A 25,426-nucleotide genomic window follows, 5' to 3' on the forward strand; every position below is an offset into this window, starting at 1 on the left:
TGGTCTACTGCTCGCATGCCGACGACAAGTCGACGGGCGAACCGAGCCGCTACATCTACCAGCTCGACTACGAGAGCGGCATTCCGCTGCGGCGCATCGAGGTGGGCGTCGACGTCAACCTGGCGCAGAGCGAACCGATCGAGGTGGCGAAGGATGCCGCGGTGATGCAGCGCCTGGAGCGCTTCACCGATCCGGCGTCGAAGGCAACCCTCTCGCCGACGGCCTTTTACCGCTACGTGGCGTGTCCGCTGCGCTTCTACTTCCACTCGGTGGCGCGGCTGGAGACCGACGACGAGATTTCGGAGGAGGTCGACGCGCCGATGTTCGGTACGATCCTTCACGCGGCGCTGCAGAAACTCTACACGCGGATCGTCGGCGAGTCGCACCCCGGCGCAACGCTCCGCGCACTGCTCCGCACGAAGGAGGTGGCCCGGGCCGTCGAGGAGTCGATCAACGAGAACTACCTGAACGACCCGAAGGCCACGACGGAGGACTATACGGGCAACCTGCTGTTGGTCAAGGATATCGTGACGCGCTACCTGCGGGGCGGGGTGATGCCCTACGACGCGGCGCACGACGGCTTCACGGTGCAGGGGCTCGAGCAGCCGGTTTCGTACGGATTCGATTTCCGGGCCGGGGAGCGCACGCTGCGGATGAAGTTCGCGGGCATTGCCGACCGCATCGACCGGCTGGATGACGGATCGCTGCGCGTGGTCGACTACAAGACCGGGGCACCGCATCTGGAGTTCGCGGGGCTCGACAGCCTCTTCCACGGCGAGGGGAAGCAGCGCCTGTCGAACATCCTGCAGACGCTGCTCTACGCCATGATGCTCTACCGCACGCAGGGACTCGATGCCGAGCCGACCTTGTACTACGTGCGGGCGATGAACCGGGAGACGTATCTCCCGACGCTGGTTGATCATGAGACGGGCGTCCGCGGCGGCCGCTATACGCTCTATGCCGAACGCTTCGAGGAGCTGGTGCGCGCGACGCTGGCCGAGATGTACGATCCGGCAACACCGTTCCGGCAGTGTGCCGATGCGGATACGTGCCGCTACTGCGACTTCAACATCATCTGCAAACGGTAGGGTATGGGATCGGTATTTCCGGTTCGTTTTGTCTTTCGGCTCAACCGGGGAGGACGATCCGTTCTGGAAAGAGTTTTGCAGTCCCGGAAAAAAGTGTAACTTTGTAAGAGAATCCTAAACACCTCCGACCATGAAACTGCGACGATTCTGGAGTGTGGGTCTGATTGCGACCCTGCTCTTCTCACTGCTGTTCACCTCATGTGCCGTCCGGCCCGTCCGGCCCGTCGGGCCTCGGCCGCCGCGCCGTCCACCCCACGAGGTGCCGCCTCCGCCGGGCTATGGTCCCCACCATCCCGGGCCGCAGCGTCCCGGGCCGCAGAAGCCCGGAAAGCCTGGCAAACCCCAAAAACCGAAGAAACCCAAGAAGCAGAAGCCGCCCACGCCGCCCCGACGGTACGACGATCCGCGCTTCTGATCGAATGGCGACAGGCATAAAAAGCCCCGGGGAGAAAACTCCCTGGGGCTTTTTGTGTGAATTGGGAGTGTTTTGTGCGGGTCTCGGGTTCGTGTGAATTGCGGGCTTCCGCACGTATTGCGGGCGGCTGCATCTCTTCCCGATTGGCCGTTGCCGGTCCGTCGTGAGGTTTGTTCTGTCAACTGTTGCCGGTCCTTGTCCCCTCTTCTGCCGCGTTTGTTCTGCCGTCAGAGCTTGACGACGAAGTAGCCGGCACCGCTTCGACGGGCGGCCTCGATGCCGATCGGCGAATCTTCGAAGATGAGCGTCTCGCGCGGCGAACACCCTTCGCGGTGCATCACCTCCAGAAAGCAGTCGGGGTGGGGTTTGGCCCGGGCGATGTCCTGCCCCGAGAGAATGCCGTCGACGCATCCGAGCGGAGCTTCGTCCTCCGGGGTGTCGGGGCCTCCGATTCCAAGATGATGCATCACGTTTTCGATGTTGGCGCGGCTTCCGGTCGAGACCACCCATACGCGGCCGCCCTGGCTGCGGAACTGGCGGCAGAACTCCCACAGCGGGCGGTTCAACCGCACCGAGTCGAAGAACGACGGGTAGAGGGCAATCTTGCGCCGACGGATCCGTTCGCGCTCGGCGGGGTCGGTGATGCCGTACTGCGTGAGAAACTCCTCGCAGCGCATGCCGAAGTAGCGGGCCGCATACTCCTCCCCGGTCAGGGGATAGCCGGCCTCACCCAGCGCGGCGACATAGGCCAGCGTATTGGCCCGACGGGTGTCGGCCAGCGTGCCGTCGAAATCGAGCAGCAGCAGCCGGATTCGGGTATCGTTGCCTGCGGGTGCCATCAGTCGAAGGATTGCATGCCCGACTGTGCGATGCGCATCAGCCGCTGGTATTCGCTCGGGGTGAGCTCCATGAAGAAGTAGTGGATTGGGTCGACGCGCATGCCGTCCTTGCGCACCTCGTAGTGGAGGTGGGGTGCCAGCGAGAGGCCCGTGTCGCCCGAGAGGGCGATGATGTCGCCGCGGCGGACGCTCTGGCCCTTGCGGACGTTGATTTTCGAGAGGTGGCTGTAGGAGGTTTCGTATCCGTTTCCGTGGTCGATGACGACGGTCTGGCCCTGGGTTGAATTTCGCGACGAGGCGTCGCGGACCACGCCGTCGGCCGTAGCGAAGACGCGCGAACCCTCGGGAATGGTGTAGTCTACGCCCTGATGCGACTGCAGGGTCTTGAAGAAGGGGTGGATGCGCATGCCGTAGGAGGCAGTCAGCAGGGTAAGCTGTTTGTTGATCACGGGCTGGATCGAGGGGATGTTGTTGCAGCCCTTGCCGACGGTGTCGATCCGGGCCTGGAGTTCGAGGTAGGAGTCGTTCAGCCGGACCATCTGCTGCTCCATGGCGAGAACTCCTTCCCTCAGTTCGCGCTTGAGCTGGCGGGTCGAGCGTCCGACGATCTTCTCGTAGGTGGCGGCCTGCCGCTGTTCGACCTCGTCCTCGAAGTCGTAGGGCTCCGATTCGAAGAGGATGCGGAAGACGTTTCGATCGCGGTCCGCGAGGTTGTCGAGGACCCTCGACAGCGAGTCGTAGCGCTGTTCGAGGGCGTGGTATTCCGAGCGGAGGCGGTCGGTCGAGTGTTTGAGCTGATATTCGAACGGCGTGTCGAAGAAGATCGAGAAGCCGATGTAGTAGAGTACGGCGACGCCGAACCAGACGAACAGGTGTACGGTTGCACTCAAGATCCGTTGTTTGCGGCGTTTGCGTCGGCGGAGACGTTCGAGATCCTTCTTACCGGTCATGGCGTCAATACTTTTCGAAGTTGGTTTCGCGCAGGTTCTCCATCAGACGCTCATACTCTTCGGCCGTCATGTCGCGGTTGAAGTAGTTGATCGGGTTGACGGGGACTCCCTTGTGGATCACCTCGTAGTGGAGGTGGGGCCCGGTCGAACGGCCTGTGTTGCCGGTTCGGGCGATGATCTGCCCGCGGACGACCGTATCGCCGGGCTTGACGAGCACGTCGCTCAGGTGGGCGTATCGGGTTTTGTAGCCGAATTCGTGGTTCAGAAGGACCTGGTGTCCGTACCCGCCGTTGTATCCGTTTTCGGAGGCGATCTCGACGACGGCGTCGCCCGTGGCGAAGACGGGCGTACCGCGGTCGCAGCCGAAGTCGACACCCGTGTGGGCGATCACGCGGTGGAGCACGGGGTGGAACCGGCGCGGGGTGAAGGCGCCGATGTGGTTGTTGTGCAGTGCCTTGCGGTCGATGGGCCAGATGGCGGGTACGGCCATGGCCAGCTGCTCCTTGTTCCGGGAGAGCTGCTGGAGCTCGTCCATCGAGACCGATTCGAGATAGAGCGTGCGGGCCAGGGCGTCGATCTGGCGCCAGGTGCCGACCATCAGCGGCGCGTAGTCGTCGTCGGCCAGCGGGGCGTATTTCGAATCGGGGTAGGGCTTCCAGACGCCGGGGATCGAGAGCGTGTCGGTCGAGAAGAGCGAGCGGTAGACGTAGCTGTCGCGGTGGCGGATCTCGTCGACGCGGCGCTGTGCCGTGCGGATGCGGTCCTGGAGGATGCGGTAACGGATGACCGTTTCGCGGTTGTCGCGCAGGATGCGGTACATCTTGGGCGTGTAGAAGAAGTAGGAGAAGAGGACGTTGGCAATCGAGACGAGGATGAAACCGATGAGGATCTTGCGGATCAGGCGGTAGGTTTTCAGTCGGAAGGGGGCCGTCACCACGTCGCGCGTAAGGATCTGTGCCTCATGCGTCAGCTCGTCGGCACCGTGTCGGAGTGCCTCTTTGTCGAATCTGTGACCTTTTTGCCCCATTGCCGAAAAATCTCTTGCTGCGAGGTGCAAATTTAGTTTAAAATGTGTAATTTTGCAACCCGAAACAAGAACGCGAAAACAGGATAATATATGATGGAGTCCAATAAAATCAGACAGGCTTTTCTCGACTTCTTTGCGTCGAAGGGCCACGTAATCGTTCCTTCGGCCCCGATGGTGGTGAAGGGTGACCCCACGCTGATGTTCACCAACGCGGGGATGAACCAGTTCAAGGACATCTTCCTGGGCAATGCGCCGCGCAAGTATCCGCGTGCGGCCGATACGCAGAAGTGCCTTCGCGTGTCGGGCAAACACAACGACCTGGAGGAGGTCGGACACGACACCTACCACCATACGATGTTCGAGATGCTGGGCAACTGGTCCTACGGCGACTACTTCAAGAAGGAGGCGATCGCATGGGCCTGGGAGCTGCTGCACGATGTCTACCACCTGCCGGCCGAGCGTATGTATGCCACCGTCTTCGAGGGCTCGGAGGAGGACGGCGTGCCCTTCGATCAGGAGGCCTACGACTACTGGCGCCGCTTCCTGCCCGAGGATCACATCATCCGCGGCAACAAGCACGACAACTTCTGGGAGATGGGCGAGACGGGACCGTGCGGCCCCTGCTCGGAGATCCACTACGACCTGCGTGACGAGGCCGAGATCGCTGCAAAGCCGGGCCGCGAGATGGTCAATGCCGGCCACCCGCAGGTGATCGAGATCTGGAACCTGGTCTTCATGCAGTTCAACCGCAAGGCCAACGGTTCGCTCGAGGAGCTTCCGGCGCGCAACGTCGATACGGGCATGGGCTTCGAGCGCTTGTGCATGATTCTGCAGGGCAAGAAGTCGAACTACGATACGGACGTCTTCCAGCCGACCATCGCGCGCATCGCCGCCATGGCGGGCAAGCGCTACGGCGAGGATGAAAAGTCGGACATTGCCATGCGCGTGATCGCCGACCACCTGCGCGCCATCGCCTTCTCGATTGCCGACGGACAGCTTCCGTCGAACGTCAAGGCGGGCTACGTGATCCGTCGCATCCTGCGCCGGGCCGTTCGTTACGGCTATACCTACCTGGGCTTCACCGAGCCGACGATCTGCCGGCTGGTACCGGGTCTGGTCGAGCAGATGGGGGACCAGTTCCCCGAGCTGAAGGCGCAGCAGACGCTCATCATGAAGGTGATCGAGGAGGAGGAGGCCGCCTTCCTGCGGACGCTGGCTACGGGTATCAACCTGCTGGACGGCGTGATTGCCCGCACGAAGAAGGAGGGCGCGAACCGCATTTCGGGCAAGGATGCCTTCGTGCTGTACGATACGTTCGGCTTCCCGATCGACCTGACCGAGCTGATCGCCCGCGAACAGGGCGTTGAGGTCGACCTGGATGCCTTCGAGCAGGAGTTGCAGGCCCAGAAGGAGCGTTCGCGCAACGCCGCGGCCGTCGATACGGACGACTGGGTGGAGCTGATCCCGATCAAGGAGAGCATCTTCACGGGCTACGATACGCTCACCGAGCAGATCCATATTGCCCGCTACCGCCGCGTGACGTCGAAGGGCAAGACGTCGTATCAGCTGGTCTTCGACCGCACGCCGTTCTACGGCAATTCGGGCGGTCAGATCGGCGATATCGGCTTCATCGAGAGCATTAACGAGCGCATTCCGGTCGTGGCTACCGAGAAGGAGAACGGTCTGATCATCCACATCGTCAACCAGCTTCCGGAGAACCCCTCGGCCGAATTTACGGCCAAGGTTGATCCCGAGAAGCGGCAGAGCGCTGCCAACAACCATACGGCCACCCACCTGCTCCACGAGGCGCTGCGCAAGGTGCTGGGCCCGCACGTCGAGCAGAAGGGTTCGCTCGTCACGCCGGAGATGCTGCGATTCGACTTTTCGCACTTCCAGAAGGTGACGCCCGGACAGCTGCGCGAGGTGGAGCATCTGGTCAACCGGGCCGTTCGTGCCGACTACCCGCTCATCGAGAACCGCTCGGCGACGAAGGAGGAGGCCGAGGCTGCCGGAGCGATGATGCTCTTCGGCGAGAAGTACGGCGACCGGGTCCGCATGGTGCGCTTCGGCACGTCGGTCGAGTTGTGCGGCGGAACGCACACGCGTTCGACCGGAACGATCGGCTTCTTCAAGATCCTTTCGGAGAGTGCCATTTCGGCCGGCGTACGGCGTATCGAGGCCGTCACGGGCGAGCAGGCCGAGAAGATGATCTACGCAGCCGAGGATACGATGCGCAGCCTGGCCGAGAGCCTCAATAACCCGCAGGTGGTACAGGCCGTGAAGAAGATGCTCGAGAGCAACGAGGCGCTTTCGAAGGAGGTCGAGGCGATGCACCGCGAACAGGTGGCGCAGTGGGCCGACAAGATCGCCGCATCGGTTCCCGAGCGGGAGGGCATGCAGCTCTTCGCCCAGCAGACGGACCGTCGTCCGGATCTGGTGAAGGATCTGGCCTACAATTTGCGGCAGCGTCTTCCGCGCCTGGTGCTGGTCGTAGGGTCGTTGTTCGATGGCAAACCGACGCTGACGGTGATGCTGGGCGACGAGATCACGGCGCAGGGCGTCAATGCCGGTGCCGTAGTCCGCGAGGCGGCGAAACTGATGCAGGGCGGCGGTGGCGGCCAGGCGTTCTTCGCCACGGCCGGCGGCAAGAAGGCCGACGGGCTGCAGGCAGCCATTGACAAGGCCGTGGAACTGATTTCTGCACAAGTAAAATAACATCAAAAATGAGAGAGATATGAGCAACAAGGTATTATTGATGATCCTCGATGGCTGGGGAGACGGCCATCACGACAAGGCTGATGTGATCTGGACGGCCCATCCGGCCTACATTTCGGCCCTGACCGAGAAGTATCCCCACGCCGAACTGCGCACCGACGGCGAGAATGTCGGTCTCCCCGAGGGGCAGATGGGCAACTCGGAGGTGGGTCACCTCAATATCGGTGCCGGACGTGTCGTTTACCAGGATCTGGTGAAGATCAACCGGGCGTGCCGCGACAACTCGATTCTGAAGAATCCCGAGATCGTGAAGGCTTTCGGGTATGCGAAGGAGAAGGGTGTCGGCGTCCACTTCATGGGTCTGACGTCGACCGGCGGCGTGCACTCGTCGTTCGAGCACCTCTTCAAACTGTGCGACATTGCGCAGGAGTACGGCGTATCGGACCGCACCTACGTACACTGCTTCATGGACGGCCGTGATACCGACCCGCACAGCGGCAAGGGCTTCATCGCCCAACTGGAGGAGCACCTCTCGAAGACGGGCGGCAAGATCGCCACGGTGATCGGCCGCTACTACGCCATGGACCGCGACAAACGCTGGGAGCGTGTGAAGGTTGCCTACGACGCCCTTGTTGAGGGTGTGGGCGAGCACGACACGGATATGGTGGCAGCCGTCGAGAAGTCGTACGCCAACGAGGTGACGGACGAATTCATCAAGCCGATCGTCCATGTGGACGCCGCGGGCCAGCCGATCGGACTGATCCGCCCGAACGATCTGGTGATCTTCTTCAACTACCGCAACGACCGCGCCAAGGAGCTGACGATCGTTCTCACGCAGCAGGACATGCCGGAGGCCGGGATGCACACCATGCCGCTCTACTACTGCTGCATGACGCCGTACGACGCCAAGTTCACGGGTCTGCACATCCTCTTCGACAAGGCCGACGTGCCCGATACGATCGGCGAGTGGGTTTCGAAGCAGGGTCTGAAACAGCTGCGTATTGCCGAGACGGAGAAGTATGCCCACGTGACCTTCTTCCTGAACGGCGGCCGCGAGGACAAATTCCCGGGTGAGGAGCGTATTCTGGTTGCCTCGCCGAAGGTGGCTACGTACGACCTTCAGCCCGAGATGTCGGCTCCGGAGGTTGCCGACAAACTGGTAGCCGCGCTGGGCGAGCGGAAGTTCGACTTCATCTGCCTGAACTTTGCCAACGGCGACATGGTGGGCCACACGGGTGTCTACGATGCCATCGTGAAGGCCGTGAAGGCTGTTGACCAGTGCGTGGCAAAGGTCGTTGAGGCAGCCAGGGCCAACGGCTACGAGGTGGTGATGATCGCTGACCACGGCAATGCCGACAACGCGATCAACCCGGACGGCACGCCGAATACGGCGCACTCGCTCAATCCGGTGCCCATCGTGGTTGTGTCGGATCGCGTGAAGGCCGTTCATAACGGTATTCTGGCCGACGTGGCTCCGACGGTGCTGAAACTGATGGATCTTCCGCAGCCCGAGGAGATGACCGGCAAGGTTCTCGTCGAGATGAAATGAGAAATACCTGCTTTAAGTATCGGACAAATTGAATAATTTTATTTAACCGGCTTGATTTTATGAAGAAATTATGTATGGGGGGGGGGTATTTAGCCTTGCCATCGCGTTAAGCGCGACTTCCTGCTATTCCACGAGGATCCTGTATGGGGATGTAAAGCCCAATGAACCGTTGGTGCAGATAAATCAAGTGTGGAATCACCACATCATCGAAGGACTGGTTCCGGTTGGTAAAAACAAACTCGATGCTTCGGAATATGTGAACGATGCGGAGAATTTCGTGGTAAAGACCAACCAAAGCTTTGTGAACATGTTGATTTCGGGCATAACCTTCGGTATTTATACCCCGACGCAGACCAAATTTTATATCCCGTTGCGGGATCTGCAGGTCCCGGTACAGAATGGAAAAATCAAGTCGGATCAATGAAAAGGGGGCTGTCTAAGATTGTTAGACAGCCCCCTTTCTTGCAGGCTGTGGGCGCGGAAGAGCCGTCAGTAAAGTTCGATATATTCGTAGGCATTTCCGACAGCGGCGAGAAATTTGGCAAACTCCTCCTGCGGGATGACCACCGTGGTGCGGTTGTCGTTCGGGTGGAACGAGAGGGCGGGCCAGCGGCGCAGATTGGCGTCGAGGAAGAGGTGGACTTGGTTTGCCGGATCGTTGATGAGGCCGAAGGGCGAGACCGAACCGGGCTGCAGCCCCAGCCAGCGGGCCATGCGCTGCTCCGAGGCGAACGACAGTTTGCCCTGATGCAGGCGGTGCTCCAGATCGTGGATGGCCAGCGACTGCTCGCAGTCGAATACGACGAGGTAGTGCCGGTCGCCCTTGTGGTTACGGAAGAAGAGGTTCTTGCAATGCTTCGAGCCGTCGTTGTGCCAGTATTGGCGGGCGATCTCGATGGTCGGGGCCTCGGGGTGTTCGTACCACGTGTAGCGGATCCCGTGGGCATCGAGCCAGTCGAAGACCCGCTGCCGGCGTTCGTCGACCGGCGGCAGGATGATTTGCTGCGTCTCCATCGTCAGTCGTTTTTCCAGTTTTCGCGGATGTTGCGGGCGATGCACTCGACCAGCACCTCGACGGCCTCGACGGGCGACCAGGCGTTGTGGGGCGAGAGCAGCAGCCGGTCGGGTTCGCGGACCGTGAGCAGGGGATTTCCCTTTTCCAGCGGTTCGTGGACGAAGACGTCCAGTGCGGCTCCGGCCAGCTGACCGGCATCGAGCGCAGCGGCCAGTGCCGCCTCGTCGACAATTCCGCCGCGTGCGACGTTGATCAAGAGGGCCGACGGCTTCATGCGGGCGAGCTCGCGGGCACCGATCAGCCCGCGCGTGCGGTCGTTGAGCGGGCAGTGGATCGAGACAACGTCGGCCCAGGCCAGCAGCGTGTCGAGCGGCATCATCGGGTAGGCCTCCTGGCGTGCGACGCCCGACGTCGAGGTGTAGGCCACCTCGCAGCCGAGGGCTTCGGCCACGCGTGCGACGCTGTGTCCGATATTTCCGAGCCCGACGATGCCCCAGTGCGAGCCGTAGAGCTGATGGGTCGTGCGGCCGAAGTGGAACTGGCGGTCGGCCCCGGCGTAGTGCTTCTTCGTGTAGCGGTCGTAGTAGACCGCCTGCCGCAGGAGGGCGATGGCGGCGCCGATGGTGGTTTCGGTCACCGAGTGGGTCGAGTATCCGACGGCATTCTTCACGGCGATGCCCTGTTCGGCGGCCGCCGCGAGGTCGATGTGGTTCATGCCCGTGGCGGCGATGCAGATCAGCCGCAGCCGGGGCAGGGCGCGCAGCGTGGCGGCATTGAAGGGCACCTTGTTGGTGATGACGATGTCGGCCTCCATGCAGCGCCCGACGATCTCGTCGGGACGGGTCGTTTCGTAGGCGGTGTAGTTGCCCAGCGAGCGGATGGCCGAAAGGTCGGCTCCGCCCAGCGAGTATTCATCCAGAAAGACGATGTTGGGTTTCATGACTCTTTATTTATAAGGTCTTGTTGCTGTTCCGATTTCGGAGAGGCGCCGTCCGGGACCTGGACGCCGGAGTCTGCTGCCGGAGCCATCCGTACACCCGGCTCCCTCGGCTTCGCAGCTCCCGCCTGAGCCGGAGCGTCGAGCTCGCCGATCAGCCCGCGGATGACGACCGAGGCGCATCCGATGCCGAACAGCGCCGGGATGTAGGAGATCGTGCCGACGTTCGACTTCTTGTTCTGCTCCTCGCAAAGGATCATCGCCCCTTCGCGCATCGGCTCGGGCGAGAAGACGGCCCGGAAACCGCTTCGGATCCCGAGTTTGTGGAGCCGTTTGCGGAGCATGTGGGCCAGCGGGCAGTGGTGGGTCTTCGAGATGTCGGCGATTTCGAGCTTCGTGGGGTCCATCTTGGCCCCGGCGCCCATCGAGCTGACCAGCGGCAAGCGGCGTTCGAGGGCGGCGGCAATCAGCGCCAGTTTGGGCGAGAGGGTGTCGATGGCATCGACCACATAATCGTAGGATGCGGCGTCGAGCAGCCGGTAGGTCTCCTCGTCGCGGATGTAGCGGTTGACGACCTCGAGTTCGATCTCGGGGTTGATGTCGCGCAGCCGCTCGGCCAGTATGTCGGCCTTCTGCCGCCCGACGGTCGAGTGCAGGGCGACGAGCTGGCGGTTGATGTTCGAGGGGGTGACCGCGTCGGCATCGGCGATGGTCATCCTCCCCACGCCGGCCCGGGCCACCATCTCGGCGGCATAGGCTCCCACGCCGCCGAGTCCCACGACCAGGACGTGTGCGCGTTTCAGCCGGTCGAGTTTCTCTCGGCCCAGCAGCAGTTCGGTTCTCTCCAGCCAGTTATCCATTCTGTTTTGCGAATATGCGTTCATAATTCTCCAGCGTGGCCTGTTTCAGCTCTTCGAGCCTGATTCCGCGCAGTGCGGCCACCCGTTCGTAGATGGATTCGATCGTCACGGGATCATCGTCCGTCTCGAGGAACAGCTGCGTGAGCGGCACCTCCTGCAGGGCGCGCAGACTCTTCGGTGAGGCGAACGTCCGCTCGCCGAATGAGAGCATGTAGCCGCGTCCGAGAGCCTGGCGGGCCTGCTCCGGGGATCCGATGAATCCGTGGAAGACTGCGGCGCGGGGCGGGCAGACTGCCAGTTCGTGCATCAGCGGCTCGAAGGCCCTCACGCAGTGCAGCACGACGGGCAGTCCCCGGCGCCGTGCCAGCGCGAGTTGCATTCGCAGCACGTCGAGCTGCAGCTGCCGGTCGACCGCGCAGGCGTAATCGAGCCCGATCTCGCCGATGGCCTGCACGCGGCCGTCGGACTGGCCGTCGGTTTGACCGTCTGGACGAGCGTCGAAACGCGCGGTAAACTCCTCGGCAGTTGTGCGATCGGCCCTCCAGGGGTGGATGCCTTCGGCCCGGAGTTCGATTCCGTTACCCGTCGGGCGATGGGTGTGTATGTTGACATACGGGGCCATTTTCCGAGCAAAAGTAGAAATTTTAAGTAAATTTAGGAAATAATGGTCGACGAGAGGGCGGATATCGGAAAAAAATTCGTACTTTCGCACGCGGTAAAGCTGTTAGTCTGCTAACAGAGTTAGCGCGCTAACAGTAAGAGTCAATCCGACACAATCTGAAAATCGGCCGCAGCAACGCCGGAATCCCGTATGGGAAGGGGTGTGTGCGGGCGTCGGAGCGGAGGAATGAAATGGGAAAACCCAACACACAAATAACTCAAAATCTTACACCATGTCGAAAATCATTACACTACGCAAGGGTTTAGACATCAATCTGGTGGGTAAGGCTCAGGAGACGTTGGCCACGGCGCCGATGGCTTCGGAGTATGCCCTCTCACCGTTGGATTTCGAGGGTGTGACACCGAAACTGCTGGTCAAGGCAGGCGATCGGGTGAAGGCCGGAACGGCGTTGTTCTTCAACAAGTTCAACGAGCGGATCCTCTTCACGTCGCCGGTCAGCGGCACGGTGTCGGCCATCAACCGCGGCGAGAAGCGCAAGGTGCTTACGGTGACGGTGACGCCGGACTCCGTACAGGAGTACGAGACGTTCACGATTCCGTCGCTTGGGAAGGCCACGCGCGAGGAGGTTGTCGAACTGTTGCTTCGTTCGGGCCTGTGGCCGATGCTGATCCAGCGGCCGTACGGCATCATTGCCAATCCGGCCGATACGCCGAAGGCGGTCTTCATCTCGGCGTTCGATACGGCGCCGCTGGCTCCGGACTACAACTTTGCGCTGAAGGGCGAGCAGCAGAACCTTCAGACGGGTCTCGAGGTGATGCACAAGCTCACCGACGGCAAGGTCCACCTGTCGGTGCTGGCCGGCCACGAGGGTGAGATGCCCAAACTGCAGGGCGTCGAGCTCCACACCTTCCGGGGCAAACACCCGGCAGGCAACGTCGGCGTGCAGATCCACCACATCGACCCGATCAACAAGGACGATCTGGTCTGGACGGTCAACATCCAGGATCTGGCCATCATCGGCCGGCTGTTCAACGAGGGCAAGGTCGACATGACGAAGACCATCGCCGTGGCAGGCTCCGAGATCGAGCATCCGCAGTACGTGCGTGTGATCGGCGGGGCGAAGGTCGACTCGATCGTCGGCGGGAACGTCCGTCCGCAGAAGGAGGGCGACTCGGTGCGCTTCATCTCGGGCAACGTGCTCACGGGCACGAAGACGGCGCTGGACGGCTATCTGGGCTTCTACGCCCACCAGCTGACGGCCATCCCCGAGGGCAACAAGTACGAACTGCTGGGGTGGGCGATGCCGCGTCTGAAGAAGTTCTCCGTATCGCGGGCCTACTTCTCGTGGCTCTTCCCGCACAAGGCCTACGACCTGGATACGAACATGAACGGCGGCGAGCGTCCATTCGTCGTCACGGGTCTCTACGAGCAGTATCTGCCGATGGACATCTATCCGATGTACCTGCTGAAGGCGTGCCTGGCGGGCGACATCGACAAGATGGAGAATCTGGGCATCTACGAGGTGACGGAGGAGGATTTCGCGCTGTGCGAATTCGTGGATCCGTCGAAGACCGAGATCCAGCAGATCATCCGCGACGGTATTAACTTAATGATCAAGGAGGCTTAAAGATGGGACTTCGCAAACTGATGGATAAAATCAAGCCCACGTTCTCGAAAGGCGGGAAACTGGGCTTCCTGGAATCGACGTTCGAAGCGTTCGAAACGTTCCTCTTCGTGCCGAACACGACGACCGTGAAGGGCGCGCACATCCGGGACTGCAACGACATGAAACGTACGATGATCATGGTTGTTCTGGCCCTGATGCCGGCGTTCCTGTTCGGTTGCTGGTGGACCGGCGCACAGGTGGGTCTGGAAGGATTCCGGGCCTTCATCTACGGACTGGTGCGGGTGCTGCCGATGGTGTGCGTGTCGTACATCGTGGGTCTGGCCATCGAATTCTATTTCGCGCAGGTGCGCGGTCATGAGGTCAACGAGGGCTTCCTCGTGACGGGTCTCCTGATCCCGATGATCTTCCCCGTCTCGACGCCGCTGTGGATGGTGGGACTCTCGACGGCCTTCGCCGTGATCTTCGGCAAGGAGGTCTTCGGCGGTACGGGCATGAACGTCTTCAACCCGGCGCTTCTGGCCCGTGCGTTCGCCTTCTTCGCCTATACGCCCTCGATGTCGGGCGAGACGGTCTGGTATTCGAACTGGACGATGATGGGGGCGCAGGTCGACGGCATCACGGGCGCCACGGCGCTCGAACAGCTGGGTTCGACCGGTACGATGAGCTTCTCGCCGCTGGACGCCTTCCTGGGCATGATCCCGGGTTCGTTCGGCGAGACCTCGACGCTGGCCATCCTGATCGGCGCCGCGATCCTGCTGTGGACGGGCATCGCCTCGTGGCGGACGATGATTTCGGTCTTCGTCGGCGGACTGGCCATAGGCCTTCTCTTCAACTGGATCGGCGGAACGGCCGATATCGAAGCGCTCCGTGCGACGAAGGAGTTGGCCGAGGAGAACAAGTCGCTGATCGCGATGCTGACCTATATGAAGGATGTTCCGGCGTGGTGGCACCTGATCGTGGGCGGCTTTGCCTTCGGCGCGGTCTTCATGGCCACGGACCCCGTGACCTCGGCCCAGACCAACAAGGGCAAGTACATCGTGGGCTTCATGACGGGTGCTCTGGCTGTGCTGATCCGCGTGGTGAACCCGGCCTACCCGGAGGGTATGATGCTCTCGATCCTCTTCATGAACGCGCTGGCGCCGCTGGTCGACTACTTCGTGGTCGAGGCGAACATCTCGCGGCGCAAGAAACGTGTGAAACTCGCAAAATAGGGGAGCTATGGCAACGAAAAAATTCAAATGCAACGTTTGCGGCTACATCCACGAGGGAGACGCCGCACCCGCAACGTGTCCCGTTTGCGCCGCTCCGGCTTCGGAATTCACCGAGGTGACGGAGCCGAAGAAGAAGGGCCTGCTCGGCGATACGAACAGCAACGCCTATATCGTCCTCTATTCGACGGTGATGGTGGTGATCGTGGCGGTGCTGCTGGCCGTGGCGGCTTTGGCGCTCAAACCGCGTCAGGACGCCAACGACCTGAACGAGAAGAAACGCAACATCCTTGCGTCGCTGTCGGCCGAGGGAGAGTCGTACGACGAGTTCATCGACGCCTATGTGGTCGACGCGCAGGGCGGGCGGGTTGACGGCGACGTCTTCGCGCTGCTGAACGACCTTCCGGGGGCCTTTGCCGCCGGGAAGTTCCCGATCTTCGAGTCCAAGGACGGCCGCGTGGTGATTCCCGTGACGGGTATGGGCCTGTGGGGCCCCGTGTGGGGATATGTAGCCCTGGAGAAGGACATGAATACCATCGCCGGCATCATCATGGCCCACAAGGGTGAGACCCCGGGTCTGGGTGACGAGATCGCCACGGCGAAGTATCAGGCGAAATTCGTCGGGAAGACGATTTTCGAGGGTAACAAGTTCGTGTCGGTGACGCTTCGCAAGGGCGGGGCGAAGGACCCGGCGCACGAGGTGGACGCCATTACGGGCGGCACGAAGACCTCGGACGGTGTGTCGGCGATGCTCTACAACAGCTTGAAGAACTACCTGCCGCTGCTGGAATCGAAACGTCAGTCGGAGCCGGAACCGGCGCCGGCGGCAACGGAGGAGGAGTCGAACGAAGAAAATGCGGAAAGCCATGAGTAACAACATGAAATATCTGACGGGTCCGTTCTCCGCGAACAACCCGGTCATCGTGCAGATTCTGGGAATCTGCTCGGCACTGGCCGTAACCGTCCAGCTCAAGCCCGCGATCGTGATGGCGCTGAGCGTAACGGTCGTGACGGCCTTTTCGAACCTGGTGATGTCGCTGCTGCGCAACGGCGTTCCGGCGCGTATCCGCATCATCGTGCAGCTGGTGGTGATCGCCGCGCTGGTGATTCTGGTGGACCAGGTGCTGAAAGCCTATGTCTACGAGATTTCGAAACAGTTGTCGGTCTACGTGGGTCTGATCATCACGAACTGCATCGTGATGGGACGAGTGGAGGCCTTCGCGCTGGGCAACAAGCCGTGGGCGTCGTTCCTCGACGGCATCGGCAACGGTCTGGGCTACGGCATGATTCTGGTGATCGTGGCCTTCTTCCGGGAGTTGTTCGGCTCGGGGAGCCTGCTGGGCTTCCGGATCATCCCGGAGAGCTGGTACATGACCGAGGGCGGATTCTATTCGAACTGCGGTCTGATGCTGTTCCCGCCGATGGCGCTGATCATCGTGGGCTGCATCATCTGGGTGCACCGTTCGCGCAACAAGGACTTACAGGAAAAATAGGAGGATAGCATATGGAATCATTGAATATCTTCATCCGGTCGATCTTCATCGACAACATGGTCTTCGCCTTCTTCTTCGGCATGTGCTCGTACATCGCCGTGTCGAAGAGCGTGAAGACGGCACTGGGACTGGGCGCCGCCGTCACGTTCGTGATGGTGATGACCGTACCGCTGAACTACCTCTTGTATGAATACATCCTGCGTCCGGGGGCGCTTCACGCGTGGATACCGTCCATTCCGGAGAGTGTGGATCTGAATTTCCTGTCGTTCATTGTCTTCATCGCCACGATTGCGGCCTTCGTGCAGCTTGTGGAGATGGTCGTCGAGAAGTTCTCGCCGACGCTCTACAACCAGCTGGGCATCTTCCTGCCGCTGATTGCGGTGAACTGCGCCATCATGGGCGGTTCGCTGTTCATGCAGCAGAAGGTCGACGCGGGCGAACTGCAGACCCTGTGGCAGTCGATCGCCTACGGACTGGGCTCGGGTCTGGGCTGGTGGCTTGCGATCGTGATGATGGCGGCCATTCGCGAGAAGACGACCTATTCGCACATACCGGCGGCGCTGAAGGGCCCGGGCATCGCCTTCATCATTACGGGTCTGATGGGTATCGCCTTCATGATCTTCTCGGGTATTCAGTTCTAAACTAAGAGATTCGAACAATGACAACAACGATAATCATAGCGATCGTGGCCTTTCTGGTCATCACGCTGGTGCTGGTGGCTCTGCTGCTGTACGCCAAGGCGAAGCTGACCACGTCGGGGGCCGTGACGATCGACATCAACAACGGTGAGAAGGTCATCACGACGGAGAGCGGATCGACGCTTCTGGCGACGTTGGCCAACAACAAGGTATTCCTTCCCTCGGCGTGCGGTGGCGGCGGATCGTGCGGCATGTGCAAGTGCCAGGTGCTGGAGGGCGGCGGCGAGCTGCTTCCGACGGAGACGGGCTTCATCACGCGCAAGATGGCCAAGGACCACTGGCGTCTGGGCTGCCAGGTGAAGGTGAAGGAGAATCTGAAGATCCATGTGCCGGAGGCCGTGCTGGGCGTGAAGAAGTGGGAGTGCACGGTGGTATCGAACCGCAACATCTCGACCTTCCTGAAGGAGTTCGTGGTGAAGCTCCCGGAGGGTGAGCACCTGAAGTTCCGCAGCGGCGGCTACATCCAGATCGACATTCCGAAGTACGATGCGATCAAGTTCTCGGACATGGACATCGACGAGCGTTACCGTGCCGACTGGGACCGCATGAAGATGTGGGATCTGGTGGCGACGAACCCCGAGCCGACGTTCCGCGCCTACTCGATGGCCAACCACCCGGCCGAGGGCAACATCATCATGCTGAACATCCGTATCGCTACGCCGCCGTTCGACCGTGCGACGGGTACGTTCATGAAGGTGAACCCGGGCATCTGCTCGTCGTACATCTTCTCGCGCAAGCCGGGTGACAAGGTGACGATCTCGGGCCCCTACGGCGAGTTCTTCCTGCCGGACAACCTGCCCGACACGCAGGAGCTGATCTTCGTGGGCGGCGGCGCCGGCATGGCCCCGATGCGCAGCCACATCATGCATCTGTTCAAGACCGAGAAGACGAAGCGTCCGGTATCGTTCTGGTACGGAGCGCGTGCGCTGAAGGAGGCTCCCTACCTGCACGAGTTCCACGAGATCGAGAAGGAGTTCCCGAATTTCTCGTTCCATCTGGCGCTGGACCGTCCGGATCCGGAGGCCGATGCCGCCGGTATCCCCTATACGCCGGGCTATGTGGCCAACGTCCTCTACGAGAACTACCTGAAGAACCATCAGGCCCCGGAGGACTGCATCTACCTCATGTGCGGACCTCCGATGATGATCTCGTCGGTGGTGAAGATGCTCGACTCGCTGGGCGTGCCGCCTGAGAATATCCTCTACGACAACTTCGGCAGCTGATAGCGGCCGCCAACCGGAGAAAAGAGCCGGGACCCGATCGGGTCCCGGCTCTTTTTGTCAGTCCGGCCGGTGTCAGAGCAGTTTGCCGCTGAGGAACAGCGCCGTTCGAACCGGAGCCCCTTTCGGGCGGATTCCGGGCATTCGGGCGGGCCGTCGTCCCGACCTGCTGTCGTCCCGACCTGCTGTCGTCCCGACCTGCTGTCGTCCCGACCAGCCGCGTCCCGACCTGTCGCGTCCCGACCTGTCGCGTCCCGACCTGCCGCGTCCCGAGCCTGCATACGGCCCTCCGACTCCTCCTTGCACCGCCCAATCTCTGTTTTTTTTGCCGAAATATCGCGCTGAACGACACCGGATTCGCAATATTTTCGTACCTTTATAACAAATAAGCCAATCACCAAACAACTACCTGATATGAACATTCCGACAATTTTCTGGGTTGTACCCGCGGCCTCGATCGTGGCTCTGCTCTTTGCGTGGGCCTTCTACCGGCTGATGAAGCGCGAGGACGAGGGTACGGAGCGCATGCGTGAGATTGCGGCCCACGTGCGCAAGGGGGCGATGGCCTACCTGCGCCAGCAGTACAAGGTCGTGGGCATTGTCTTTGTGATTCTGGCCCTCTTCTTCGCCTACCTGGCCTACGGGGCGGGTGTGCAGAACGGCTGGGTTCCGTTTGCCTTCCTGACCGGAGGCTTCTTCTCGGGACTGGCCGGCTACTTCGGCATGAAGACGGCGACCTATGCCTCGGCGCGTACGGCTCATGCGGCGCAGCAGTCGCTCGACCGGGGGCTGAAGGTGGCCTTCCGCAGCGGCGCCGTGATGGGACTGGTGGTCGTGGGCCTTGGCTTGCTCGATATCTCGTTCTGGTATGTCATCCTGAATGCGTTTGTCGACGTGGCCGGACCGCAGAAACTGGTGGTCATCACCACGACGATGCTGACCTTCGGCATGGGTGCCTCGACGCAGGCGCTCTTTGCGCGCGTCGGCGGCGGCATCTATACGAAGGCGGCCGACGTGGGCGCCGACCTGGTGGGCAAGGTCGAGGCGGGCATCCCGGAGGACGACCCGCGCAACCCGGCGACGATTGCCGACAACGTGGGCGACAACGTGGGTGACGTGGCAGGCATGGGTGCCGACCTTTACGAAAGCTACTGCGGTTCGATCCTTGCGACGGCAGCCCTCGGTGCGGCGGCCTTTGCCACGGCGGGCAGCGAGGCTCTGCAACTGAAGGCGGTGCTGGCTCCGATGCTGATTGCGGCGGTGGGCATCGTCCTCTCGATCGTGGGCATCTACCTGGTCCGCACGAAGGAGGGGGCCTCGATGCGCGACCTGCTGCGTTCGCTGGGCGTGGGGGTCAACTTCAGTTCGCTGCTCATCGCCGCGGCGACATTCGGCATCCTCTACCTGCTGGGGATCCAGAACTGGCTGGGGCTGTCGTTCTCGGTCATCACGGGGCTGGTGGCGGGCATCGTCATCGGCCAGGCCACGGAGTACTATACGTCGCACTCGTATAAACCGACGCAGAAGATCGCCGGCAGTTCGCAGACCGGTCCGGCGACGGTCATCATCGCGGGTGTGGGGTCGGGCATGATCTCGACGGCCGTTCCGGTGGTGACGATCGGCGTGGCGATCATCCTGGCCTACTTGTGCGCCATCGGTTTTGACGTGGAGAACATGCTGGCGCCGCAGAACCTCTCGCTGGGGCTCTACGGCATCGGCATTGCAGCCGTGGGCATGCTCTCGACGCTGGGCATCACGCTGGCCACGGACGCCTACGGTCCGATTGCCGACAATGCGGGCGGCAACGCCGAGATGAGCGGTCTGGGCCCCGAGGTTCGCAAACGCACCGATGCGCTCGATGCGCTGGGCAATACGACGGCCGCCACGGGCAAGGGCTTTGCCATCGGTTCGGCGGCGCTGACGGCCCTGGCGCTGCTGGCCTCGTATATCGAGGAGATCCGCATCGGACTGCTGCATAACGGCGTGACGATGCTCGACCTGCCGGGTGGTGCGACGCGCTTCGTGCAGGACGCCTCGATCCTCGATTTCATGGATTACTACCATATTTCGCTGATGAACCCGACGGTGCTTGTCGGCATCTTCATCGGGGCGATGATGTCGTTCCTCTTCTGCGGCCTGACGATGAACGCCGTGGGGCGTGCCGCCGAGAGCATGGTGCAGGAGGTACGGCGTCAGTTCCGCGAGATCCGGGGGATTCTCACCGGCGAGGGAACGCCCGATTATGCGCGCTGCGTGGCTATTTCGACGCGCGGAGCACAGCGTGAGATGCTGTTCCCGAGCCTGCTGGCCATCATCGTTCCGGTGGCCGTCGGTCTGATCTTCGGCGTGGCGGGCGTCATGGGGCTGCTGATCGGCGGCCTGAGTTCGGGCTTCGTGCTGGCGGTCTTCATGGCCAATGCCGGCGGAGCGTGGGATAACGCCAAGAAGATGGTCGAGGAGGGACACTTCGGCGGTAAGGGCTCCGAATGCCACAAGGCGACGGTCGTGGGCGATACGGTGGGCGATCCCTTCAAGGATACCTCGGGCCCGTCGCTCAACATCCTCATCAAGCTGATGTCGATGGTCTCGATCGTCATGGCGGGCCTTACGGTGGTCTGGCACCTCTTCTGACCCGGGGACCGGAAGAGGGAGGGGTGTGCGCCGATGCCTTTGCCCGGTTCGGAATGCGGGTTGTGCGAACCGCGAAACGACCGACCGGTTCATGCCTCATACCGTTCGATGCGCGATTCAGGGAGACAGCTCTCCAAAGAGGGCTGTCTCCTTTTTCTGTGCCGTATGGGCGGAACGGGCGTGCAAAATTTGCTTCTGCGCAGGAGGATCCGTATCTTTGCCCCCGAAAACGACGACCATGAAAAATATCATATTCGATCTTGGGGGCGTGCTGTTCGCCCGTGACAAACGGAAATGCGATGCGGATCTGCTGGGTTATTTCAGCTTTTTGCGGGCGCCTCAAATGCCTCGCTTCTGGGAGGATTACGACCGGGGCACCAATACGCTGGAGTCGGTGACCCGTACGCTTGTGGAGATGACGGGCCAGACCTACGCCCGCTGTGCCGAGGTGCTGCAACAGGCCATTGACCTGCAGGAGCCGATTCCGGTGACCGAGCAGCTTGTCCGCGACCTGAAGGCTTCGGGCCGCTTCCGGTTGTATGTTCTGTCGAACATGGCCCACGAATTCATCGCCCACCTGCGCCGTTTCCCGGTCTACGGACTTTTCGACGGCGAGGTCATCTCGTGCGAGGAGCTTGTCGTCAAACCCGAGCCGCGCATCTACGAGATTCTGCTCGAGCGTTACGGTCTCGATCCCTCGCAGAGCCTCTTTGTGGACGACCGCGAGGCCAACGTCGCAGCGGCCGAACGGCTGGGCATCCACGGTTTCCTCTTCGACCACCGGAATCCGTCGGCTTCTTGTGCGACGCTGCGCCGGCAGCTGCTCGGCTGAGCCTCCGCCCGACACTTCCTGGCCCGCTTCGCCGTTGGGTATTTCTCCCGGCCATCTCTTGGACCGCGTCGGCGTTGAGTACCTCCCCGTACACCTCTCCCTCTTGGCATCGAGCCCCTTCATGCCCGTCCTCTCGCGTATGTTGCGGCACGCTCCTTGCAGCACAGAGACCGCGTATGTCATCCTTTCGTGAGAAATACGGGCGATATTCGCTCTATGTACTGATCGCCGGCCTGGGCGTGACGATCTTCGTGGAGATCCTTCCCTTTCTGGGCGGACTGCTCGGAGCCGTGACGATCTACATTCTGCTGCGGCGTCAGCTGTGGCAACTGACCGAACACCGGCACTGGCGTCCGAGTTTGGCTGCTACGGTGCTGTTGGCGGAGGCGGTGATCTGCTTTCTGATTCCCATATCGCTGATCGGCTGGATGGTCGCCGTGAAGGTCCAGCGTGTGGTGGTCGATCCGCGTTCGATCCTCGTCCCGGTGAAACACCTTGTCGAACTGGTCGAGGCGCGCACGGGCTACGAACTCTGGTCCGAGGCCAACGTGCGGTGGCTGTTGGGATATATTCCGCGCGTGGGGCAGTGGGTGGTGGTCGGGGCAGTCGATTTCGCCATCAACCTCGTGGTGCTGCTCTTCGTGCTTTACTTCATGCTCACCGGCGGTCGCCGGATGGAGGCCTACTGCAGTTCTCTGATGCCCTTCGACCCCCGCATCTCGCGCAAGGTTATCCACGAAATCCACCTTATCGTCCGTTCGAATGCCATCGGCATCCCGCTGCTGGCCGTCATCCAGGGCATCGTGGCCTACGTGGGCTATTTGGTGTTCGGGGCTCCGAGTCCGCTGTTCTGGGGGGTGCTGACCTGCTTTGCGACGGTCATCCCGATCGTCGGCACGGCATTGGTGTGGATTCCGCTGGCACTCTTTATGGCCCTGACCGGTAGCTGGGCGCCGGCTATCGGGCTGACGCTCTACGGGACGCTGGTGGTTACCCACGTGGATAATGTCGTGCGTTTCCTGATGCAGCGGCGCATGGCCCATACCCATCCGCTGGTGACGATCTTCGGGGTCATTATCGGGCTTTCGCTCTTCGGCTTCATGGGGGTGATCTTCGGACCACTGCTTCTGGCGATGTTTCTCTACTTCGTCAACCTCTTCAAGTGCCGTTACCTGGAGCGGAACCGCATCTGCCAGTGACTCTCCGCCGGCCGTTTACCCCGTAAGATCCTTTCCGATAGCCGGTTTCCTCCGCCGACGGCACTCCGTTCCGGTGTCGTTACCGCACGCCGGACTGCCTTTTCGTCCTCGATTCACAGCCTCGTTGCACCCTCCGAATACCCCGTTTCCTTATCGTGAAGGGTCTTTTTGACATCTTTTTGTAAAAAATCCCATAAAAAAGTTGCAAATTTGTACGGCTTTACTACCTTTGTTATTGTAATAACAGTAAAATCGGAATACAAATGGCAAGAAATCTCAAAATCAGAGATCTGACGTTGCGCGACGGCCAGCAGTCGTCGTTTGCGACGCGTATGAACCAGGAGCAGATCGACCGCTGCCTGCCGTTCTACAAGGATGCGAATTTCTATGCGATGGAGGTTTGGGGCGGCGCCGTGCCCGACTCGGTGATGCGTTACCTGAACGAGAATCCGTGGACGCGTCTGGAGACGATCTACAAGGCCGTCGGCAACGTGTCGAAACTCACGGCCCTCTCGCGCGGCCGCAACCTCTTCGGCTATTCGCCCTATACGGACGAGATTATCGACGGCTTCTGCCGCAATGCGATTGAGAGCGGACTGGGTATCATGCGTATTTTCGATGCGCTGAACGACGTCGACAACGTAAAATCCACGGTCAAATATGTCAAGCAGTACGGCGGCATTGCCGATTGCGCCGTCTGCTATACGGTGGACCCGAAATATCCGGCGCTGAGCTTCTGGGACAAGCTCAAGGGCAAGAAGAATCCGGCTCCGGTCTTCACCGATGCCTATTTCCTCGACAAGGCCCGCCAGATGGCCGCACTGGGCGCCGACATGATCACGATCAAGGATATGTCGGGACTGATTCCGCCGCGCCGCGTTGCCACGCTGGTCAAACTCTTCAAGCAGAACCTCTCGATTCCGGTCGACTTCCATACCCACTGTACGCCGGGTTACGGTCTGGCATCGGTGCTGGCCGCCATCATCGCGGGCGTCGACATCGTCGATACGAACTGCTGGTATTTCGCCGAGGGCACGGGAGCTCCGGCCATCGAGTTGGTCTACGTCTTCTGCAAGAAGCTGGGCATCGACCTGGGTGTCAACATGGAGGCCGTCGCGAAGATCAACACGCAGCTGCGTGAGATCCGCAAGGAGCTGAACATGTCGGTCTTCGGCGTGGAGAAACCCGAGCCGAAACCTTTCAACCCGCTGACGGACAAGTTGCCGGCGGAGATCGACGCCCTGTTCGACCGCGCCATCAAGGCTGCGCAGGCCGACGACGAGGCTGCTACGATCGACGCCTGCCGCAAGATCGAGGCCTACTTCGGCTTCCCGGCTCCGAACGAACTGGTCCAGAAGGCCGAGATCCCGGGCGGCATGTACTCGAACATGGTGGCCCAGCTCAAGCAGTTGAAGGCCGAGGAGATCCTTCCGCGCGCCATGGAGCTGATCCCGACGGTTCGTCTGGCCGCAGGACTTCCGCCCCTGGTGACGCCGACGTCGCAGATCGTGGGTGCTCAAGCCGTGAACTGCGCCCTGGACGAAAAAGCCGGCCGTCCGATGTACACGAACAAATCGTCGCAGTTTGTCGGCTTGGTGAGGGGCGAATACGGCAAGACGCCGGTGAAGATCGATCCGGAGTTCCGCTTCAAGATCTGCGGTGTGCGTGAGGAGACCCCCTATGATACGTCGAAATACCAGATGCAGCCGAATCCGACGCTTCCCGAGGCCGGCGGCGTGAAACTGGCGGCCAACGAGAAGGAGGTGCTGCTGCTGGAGCTGTTCCCGCTTGTAGCGAAGACCTTCCTGACGAACGAGAAGGTGAAGGCCTACGAGGCCTCGAAGCCGGCTGCCACTCCGGCCTCGAAGCCGGCTGCCGAGCCGGAAGCCACTTCGATCACCATTCAGGGCAAGGCCGTTACGGTACCGCTGCCGGGTCGTGTGATCGAGCTGAAGGTGAAGGTCGGCGATCAAGTGAAGGTCGGCGACGAGATTCTGGTTCTCGAGGCGATGAAGATGGAGAACTCCATCACGACGGATTATGCCGGCGAGGTGAAGCAGATCTTTGTAAGCGTGGGCCAGAACGTTCCGACGGACGCTCCGCTGGTCGACATCGGTTGATAACCTTTCGACTTGAGAACGACCGCCTGCAACCTGGGTTGCGGGCGGTTTTCTTTTTGCCCTCTTCCCTTTCCTGCCTTGCTCCGCCATAGACTCTGCCGCCTACCCCCCTCCCTCCGTCTTTTCTTGCTGATGCAATCGGCAATCGCCCTGGTCTGTACGGACTCCACACACCTCAGGATAGCTTCACGAAGTGGTGCTTTGTGATGGAATCGGTGTAAATTGTTTGGTGCGGGAATTTTGCAGGTGGGGGGAGTGGCGGATTGCCAAGCGGCCACATCGCGTGTATGAAGGGAGTAGTAATTAGGGACTGTCGTAAAAAGAATAAAACTTTATAACGAATTGATTGCCAATGTAATATAAAATTTGTATCTTAGCTAA

20 protein-coding genes and 1 pseudogene are annotated in these 25,426 nt (G+C 61.1%); 14 read left to right on the forward strand and 7 right to left on the reverse strand.

From position 1 onward, the window contains the following. On the forward strand, positions 1 to 1,088 hold a 1,088-nt coding region (locus tag PUQ42_RS08630; protein ID WP_273373007.1), incomplete at its 5' end, for a RecB family exonuclease. A gap of 642 nt (positions 1,089 to 1,730) precedes the next feature. Here the strand turns inward: PUQ42_RS08630 and PUQ42_RS08635 are convergent. The 3 genes from PUQ42_RS08635 to PUQ42_RS08645 are packed head-to-tail and all read right to left on the reverse strand — an operon-like array spanning position 1,731 to position 4,319. Continuing rightward, positions 1,731 to 2,342: an HAD family hydrolase gene (locus tag PUQ42_RS08635; protein WP_087310534.1), complete on the reverse strand. Its 612-nt coding sequence runs from the start codon at positions 2,340 to 2,342 to the stop codon at positions 1,731 to 1,733. Further along, positions 2,342 to 3,292: a M23 family metallopeptidase gene (locus PUQ42_RS08640; RefSeq protein WP_122121181.1), complete on the reverse strand. Its 951-nt coding sequence runs from the start codon at positions 3,290 to 3,292 to the stop codon at positions 2,342 to 2,344. The genes PUQ42_RS08635 and PUQ42_RS08640 overlap by 1 nt, the downstream gene beginning before the upstream one ends. A 4-nt stretch (positions 3,293 to 3,296) precedes the next feature. Continuing rightward, on the reverse strand, positions 3,297 to 4,319 hold the full coding sequence (locus PUQ42_RS08645) for a M23 family metallopeptidase (protein ID WP_087310530.1): 1,023 nt from the start codon (positions 4,317 to 4,319) through the stop codon (positions 3,297 to 3,299). A 93-nt stretch (positions 4,320 to 4,412) separates the two neighbouring features. Between PUQ42_RS08645 and alaS the strand changes: the two genes are divergently transcribed. The 3 genes from alaS to PUQ42_RS08660 all read left to right on the forward strand — a co-directional run bounded on the left by alaS (position 4,413) and on the right by PUQ42_RS08660 (position 9,007). Next, on the forward strand, positions 4,413 to 7,034 hold the full coding sequence (gene alaS / locus PUQ42_RS08650; protein ID WP_273373027.1) for an alanine--tRNA ligase: 2,622 nt from the start codon (positions 4,413 to 4,415) through the stop codon (positions 7,032 to 7,034). A 19-nt stretch (positions 7,035 to 7,053) separates the two neighbouring features. Further along, the gene (gene gpmI / locus PUQ42_RS08655) at positions 7,054 to 8,583 is read left to right on the forward strand and encodes a 2,3-bisphosphoglycerate-independent phosphoglycerate mutase (protein WP_273373009.1); all 1,530 of its coding nucleotides are present in this window, start codon (positions 7,054 to 7,056) and stop codon (positions 8,581 to 8,583) included. Positions 8,584 to 8,770: 187 nt separating this feature from the next. Continuing rightward, a complete protein-coding gene (locus tag PUQ42_RS08660; protein ID WP_475652129.1) occupies positions 8,771 to 9,007 on the forward strand; it encodes a Bor/Iss family lipoprotein in 237 nt (78 codons plus the stop codon). A gap of 65 nt (positions 9,008 to 9,072) precedes the next feature. Here PUQ42_RS08660 and PUQ42_RS08665 read toward each other — a convergent pair whose 3' ends face one another. The 4 genes and pseudogenes from PUQ42_RS08665 to PUQ42_RS08680 form a co-directional block, all read right to left on the reverse strand. Continuing rightward, complete coding sequence (locus PUQ42_RS08665; protein WP_273373013.1) at positions 9,073 to 9,597, reverse strand: prolyl-tRNA synthetase associated domain-containing protein; 525 nt, start codon at positions 9,595 to 9,597, stop codon at positions 9,073 to 9,075. A 2-nt stretch (positions 9,598 to 9,599) separates the two neighbouring features. Continuing rightward, positions 9,600 to 10,538, reverse strand: coding sequence for an NAD(P)-dependent oxidoreductase (locus PUQ42_RS08670; RefSeq protein WP_273373015.1), 939 nt, complete (start codon positions 10,536 to 10,538; stop codon positions 9,600 to 9,602). Positions 10,539 to 10,675: 137 nt separating this feature from the next. Then, a pseudogene (locus PUQ42_RS08675) lies at positions 10,676 to 11,395 on the reverse strand (tRNA threonylcarbamoyladenosine dehydratase); the annotation flags it as partial. Then, a complete protein-coding gene (locus tag PUQ42_RS08680) occupies positions 11,388 to 12,017 on the reverse strand; it encodes a TatD family hydrolase (RefSeq protein ID WP_273373016.1) in 630 nt (209 codons plus the stop codon). The gene PUQ42_RS08680 and the pseudogene PUQ42_RS08675, both read right to left, overlap by 8 nt. Before the next feature lie 271 nt (positions 12,018 to 12,288). Here PUQ42_RS08680 and PUQ42_RS08685 point away from each other — a divergent pair, with 271 nt between their 5' ends. The 10 genes from PUQ42_RS08685 to PUQ42_RS08730 all read left to right on the forward strand — a co-directional run bounded on the left by PUQ42_RS08685 (position 12,289) and on the right by PUQ42_RS08730 (position 25,045). Beyond that, the gene (locus PUQ42_RS08685) at positions 12,289 to 13,644 is read left to right on the forward strand and encodes a Na(+)-translocating NADH-quinone reductase subunit A (RefSeq protein ID WP_122121174.1); all 1,356 of its coding nucleotides are present in this window, start codon (positions 12,289 to 12,291) and stop codon (positions 13,642 to 13,644) included. A 20-nt stretch (positions 13,645 to 13,664) separates the two neighbouring features. After that, positions 13,665 to 14,855: an NADH:ubiquinone reductase (Na(+)-transporting) subunit B gene (gene nqrB, locus PUQ42_RS08690; protein ID WP_273373018.1), complete on the forward strand. Its 1,191-nt coding sequence runs from the start codon at positions 13,665 to 13,667 to the stop codon at positions 14,853 to 14,855. Positions 14,856 to 14,862: 7 nt separating this feature from the next. Continuing rightward, positions 14,863 to 15,726 (forward strand): Na(+)-translocating NADH:ubiquinone reductase subunit C, encoded by an 864-nt coding sequence (locus PUQ42_RS08695; RefSeq protein ID WP_273373020.1) that lies wholly within the window; start codon positions 14,863 to 14,865, stop codon positions 15,724 to 15,726. Beyond that, the gene (locus PUQ42_RS08700; protein WP_239405961.1) at positions 15,719 to 16,345 is read left to right on the forward strand and encodes an NADH:ubiquinone reductase (Na(+)-transporting) subunit D; all 627 of its coding nucleotides are present in this window, start codon (positions 15,719 to 15,721) and stop codon (positions 16,343 to 16,345) included. The genes PUQ42_RS08695 and PUQ42_RS08700 overlap by 8 nt, the downstream gene beginning before the upstream one ends. 11 nt (positions 16,346 to 16,356) lie before the next feature. After that, positions 16,357 to 16,986, forward strand: coding sequence for an NADH:ubiquinone reductase (Na(+)-transporting) subunit E (nqrE, locus tag PUQ42_RS08705; protein ID WP_087310508.1), 630 nt, complete (start codon positions 16,357 to 16,359; stop codon positions 16,984 to 16,986). Between the two features lie 17 nt (positions 16,987 to 17,003). Beyond that, positions 17,004 to 18,266 carry an NADH:ubiquinone reductase (Na(+)-transporting) subunit F gene (gene nqrF, locus PUQ42_RS08710; RefSeq protein ID WP_122121167.1) on the forward strand — a complete coding sequence of 421 codons (1,263 nt, stop codon included), beginning with the start codon at positions 17,004 to 17,006 and terminating at the stop codon, positions 18,264 to 18,266. Positions 18,267 to 18,677: 411 nt separating this feature from the next. Beyond that, a complete protein-coding gene (locus PUQ42_RS08715) occupies positions 18,678 to 20,894 on the forward strand; it encodes a sodium-translocating pyrophosphatase (protein WP_087404345.1) in 2,217 nt (738 codons plus the stop codon). A 238-nt stretch (positions 20,895 to 21,132) separates the two neighbouring features. Next, a complete protein-coding gene (locus PUQ42_RS08720) occupies positions 21,133 to 21,726 on the forward strand; it encodes an HAD family hydrolase (protein ID WP_087310502.1) in 594 nt (197 codons plus the stop codon). A 176-nt stretch (positions 21,727 to 21,902) separates the two neighbouring features. Further along, positions 21,903 to 22,925 carry an AI-2E family transporter gene (locus tag PUQ42_RS08725; RefSeq protein WP_087310500.1) on the forward strand — a complete coding sequence of 341 codons (1,023 nt, stop codon included), beginning with the start codon at positions 21,903 to 21,905 and terminating at the stop codon, positions 22,923 to 22,925. 263 nt (positions 22,926 to 23,188) lie between these two features. Next, a complete protein-coding gene (locus tag PUQ42_RS08730) occupies positions 23,189 to 25,045 on the forward strand; it encodes a biotin/lipoyl-containing protein (protein WP_273373025.1) in 1,857 nt (618 codons plus the stop codon). Positions 25,046 to 25,426: the final 381 nt, after the last annotated feature.

The sequence above is a fragment of the Alistipes megaguti genome, from assembly GCF_944320325.1.
GTDB lineage: Bacteria > Bacteroidota > Bacteroidia > Bacteroidales > Rikenellaceae > Alistipes > Alistipes megaguti.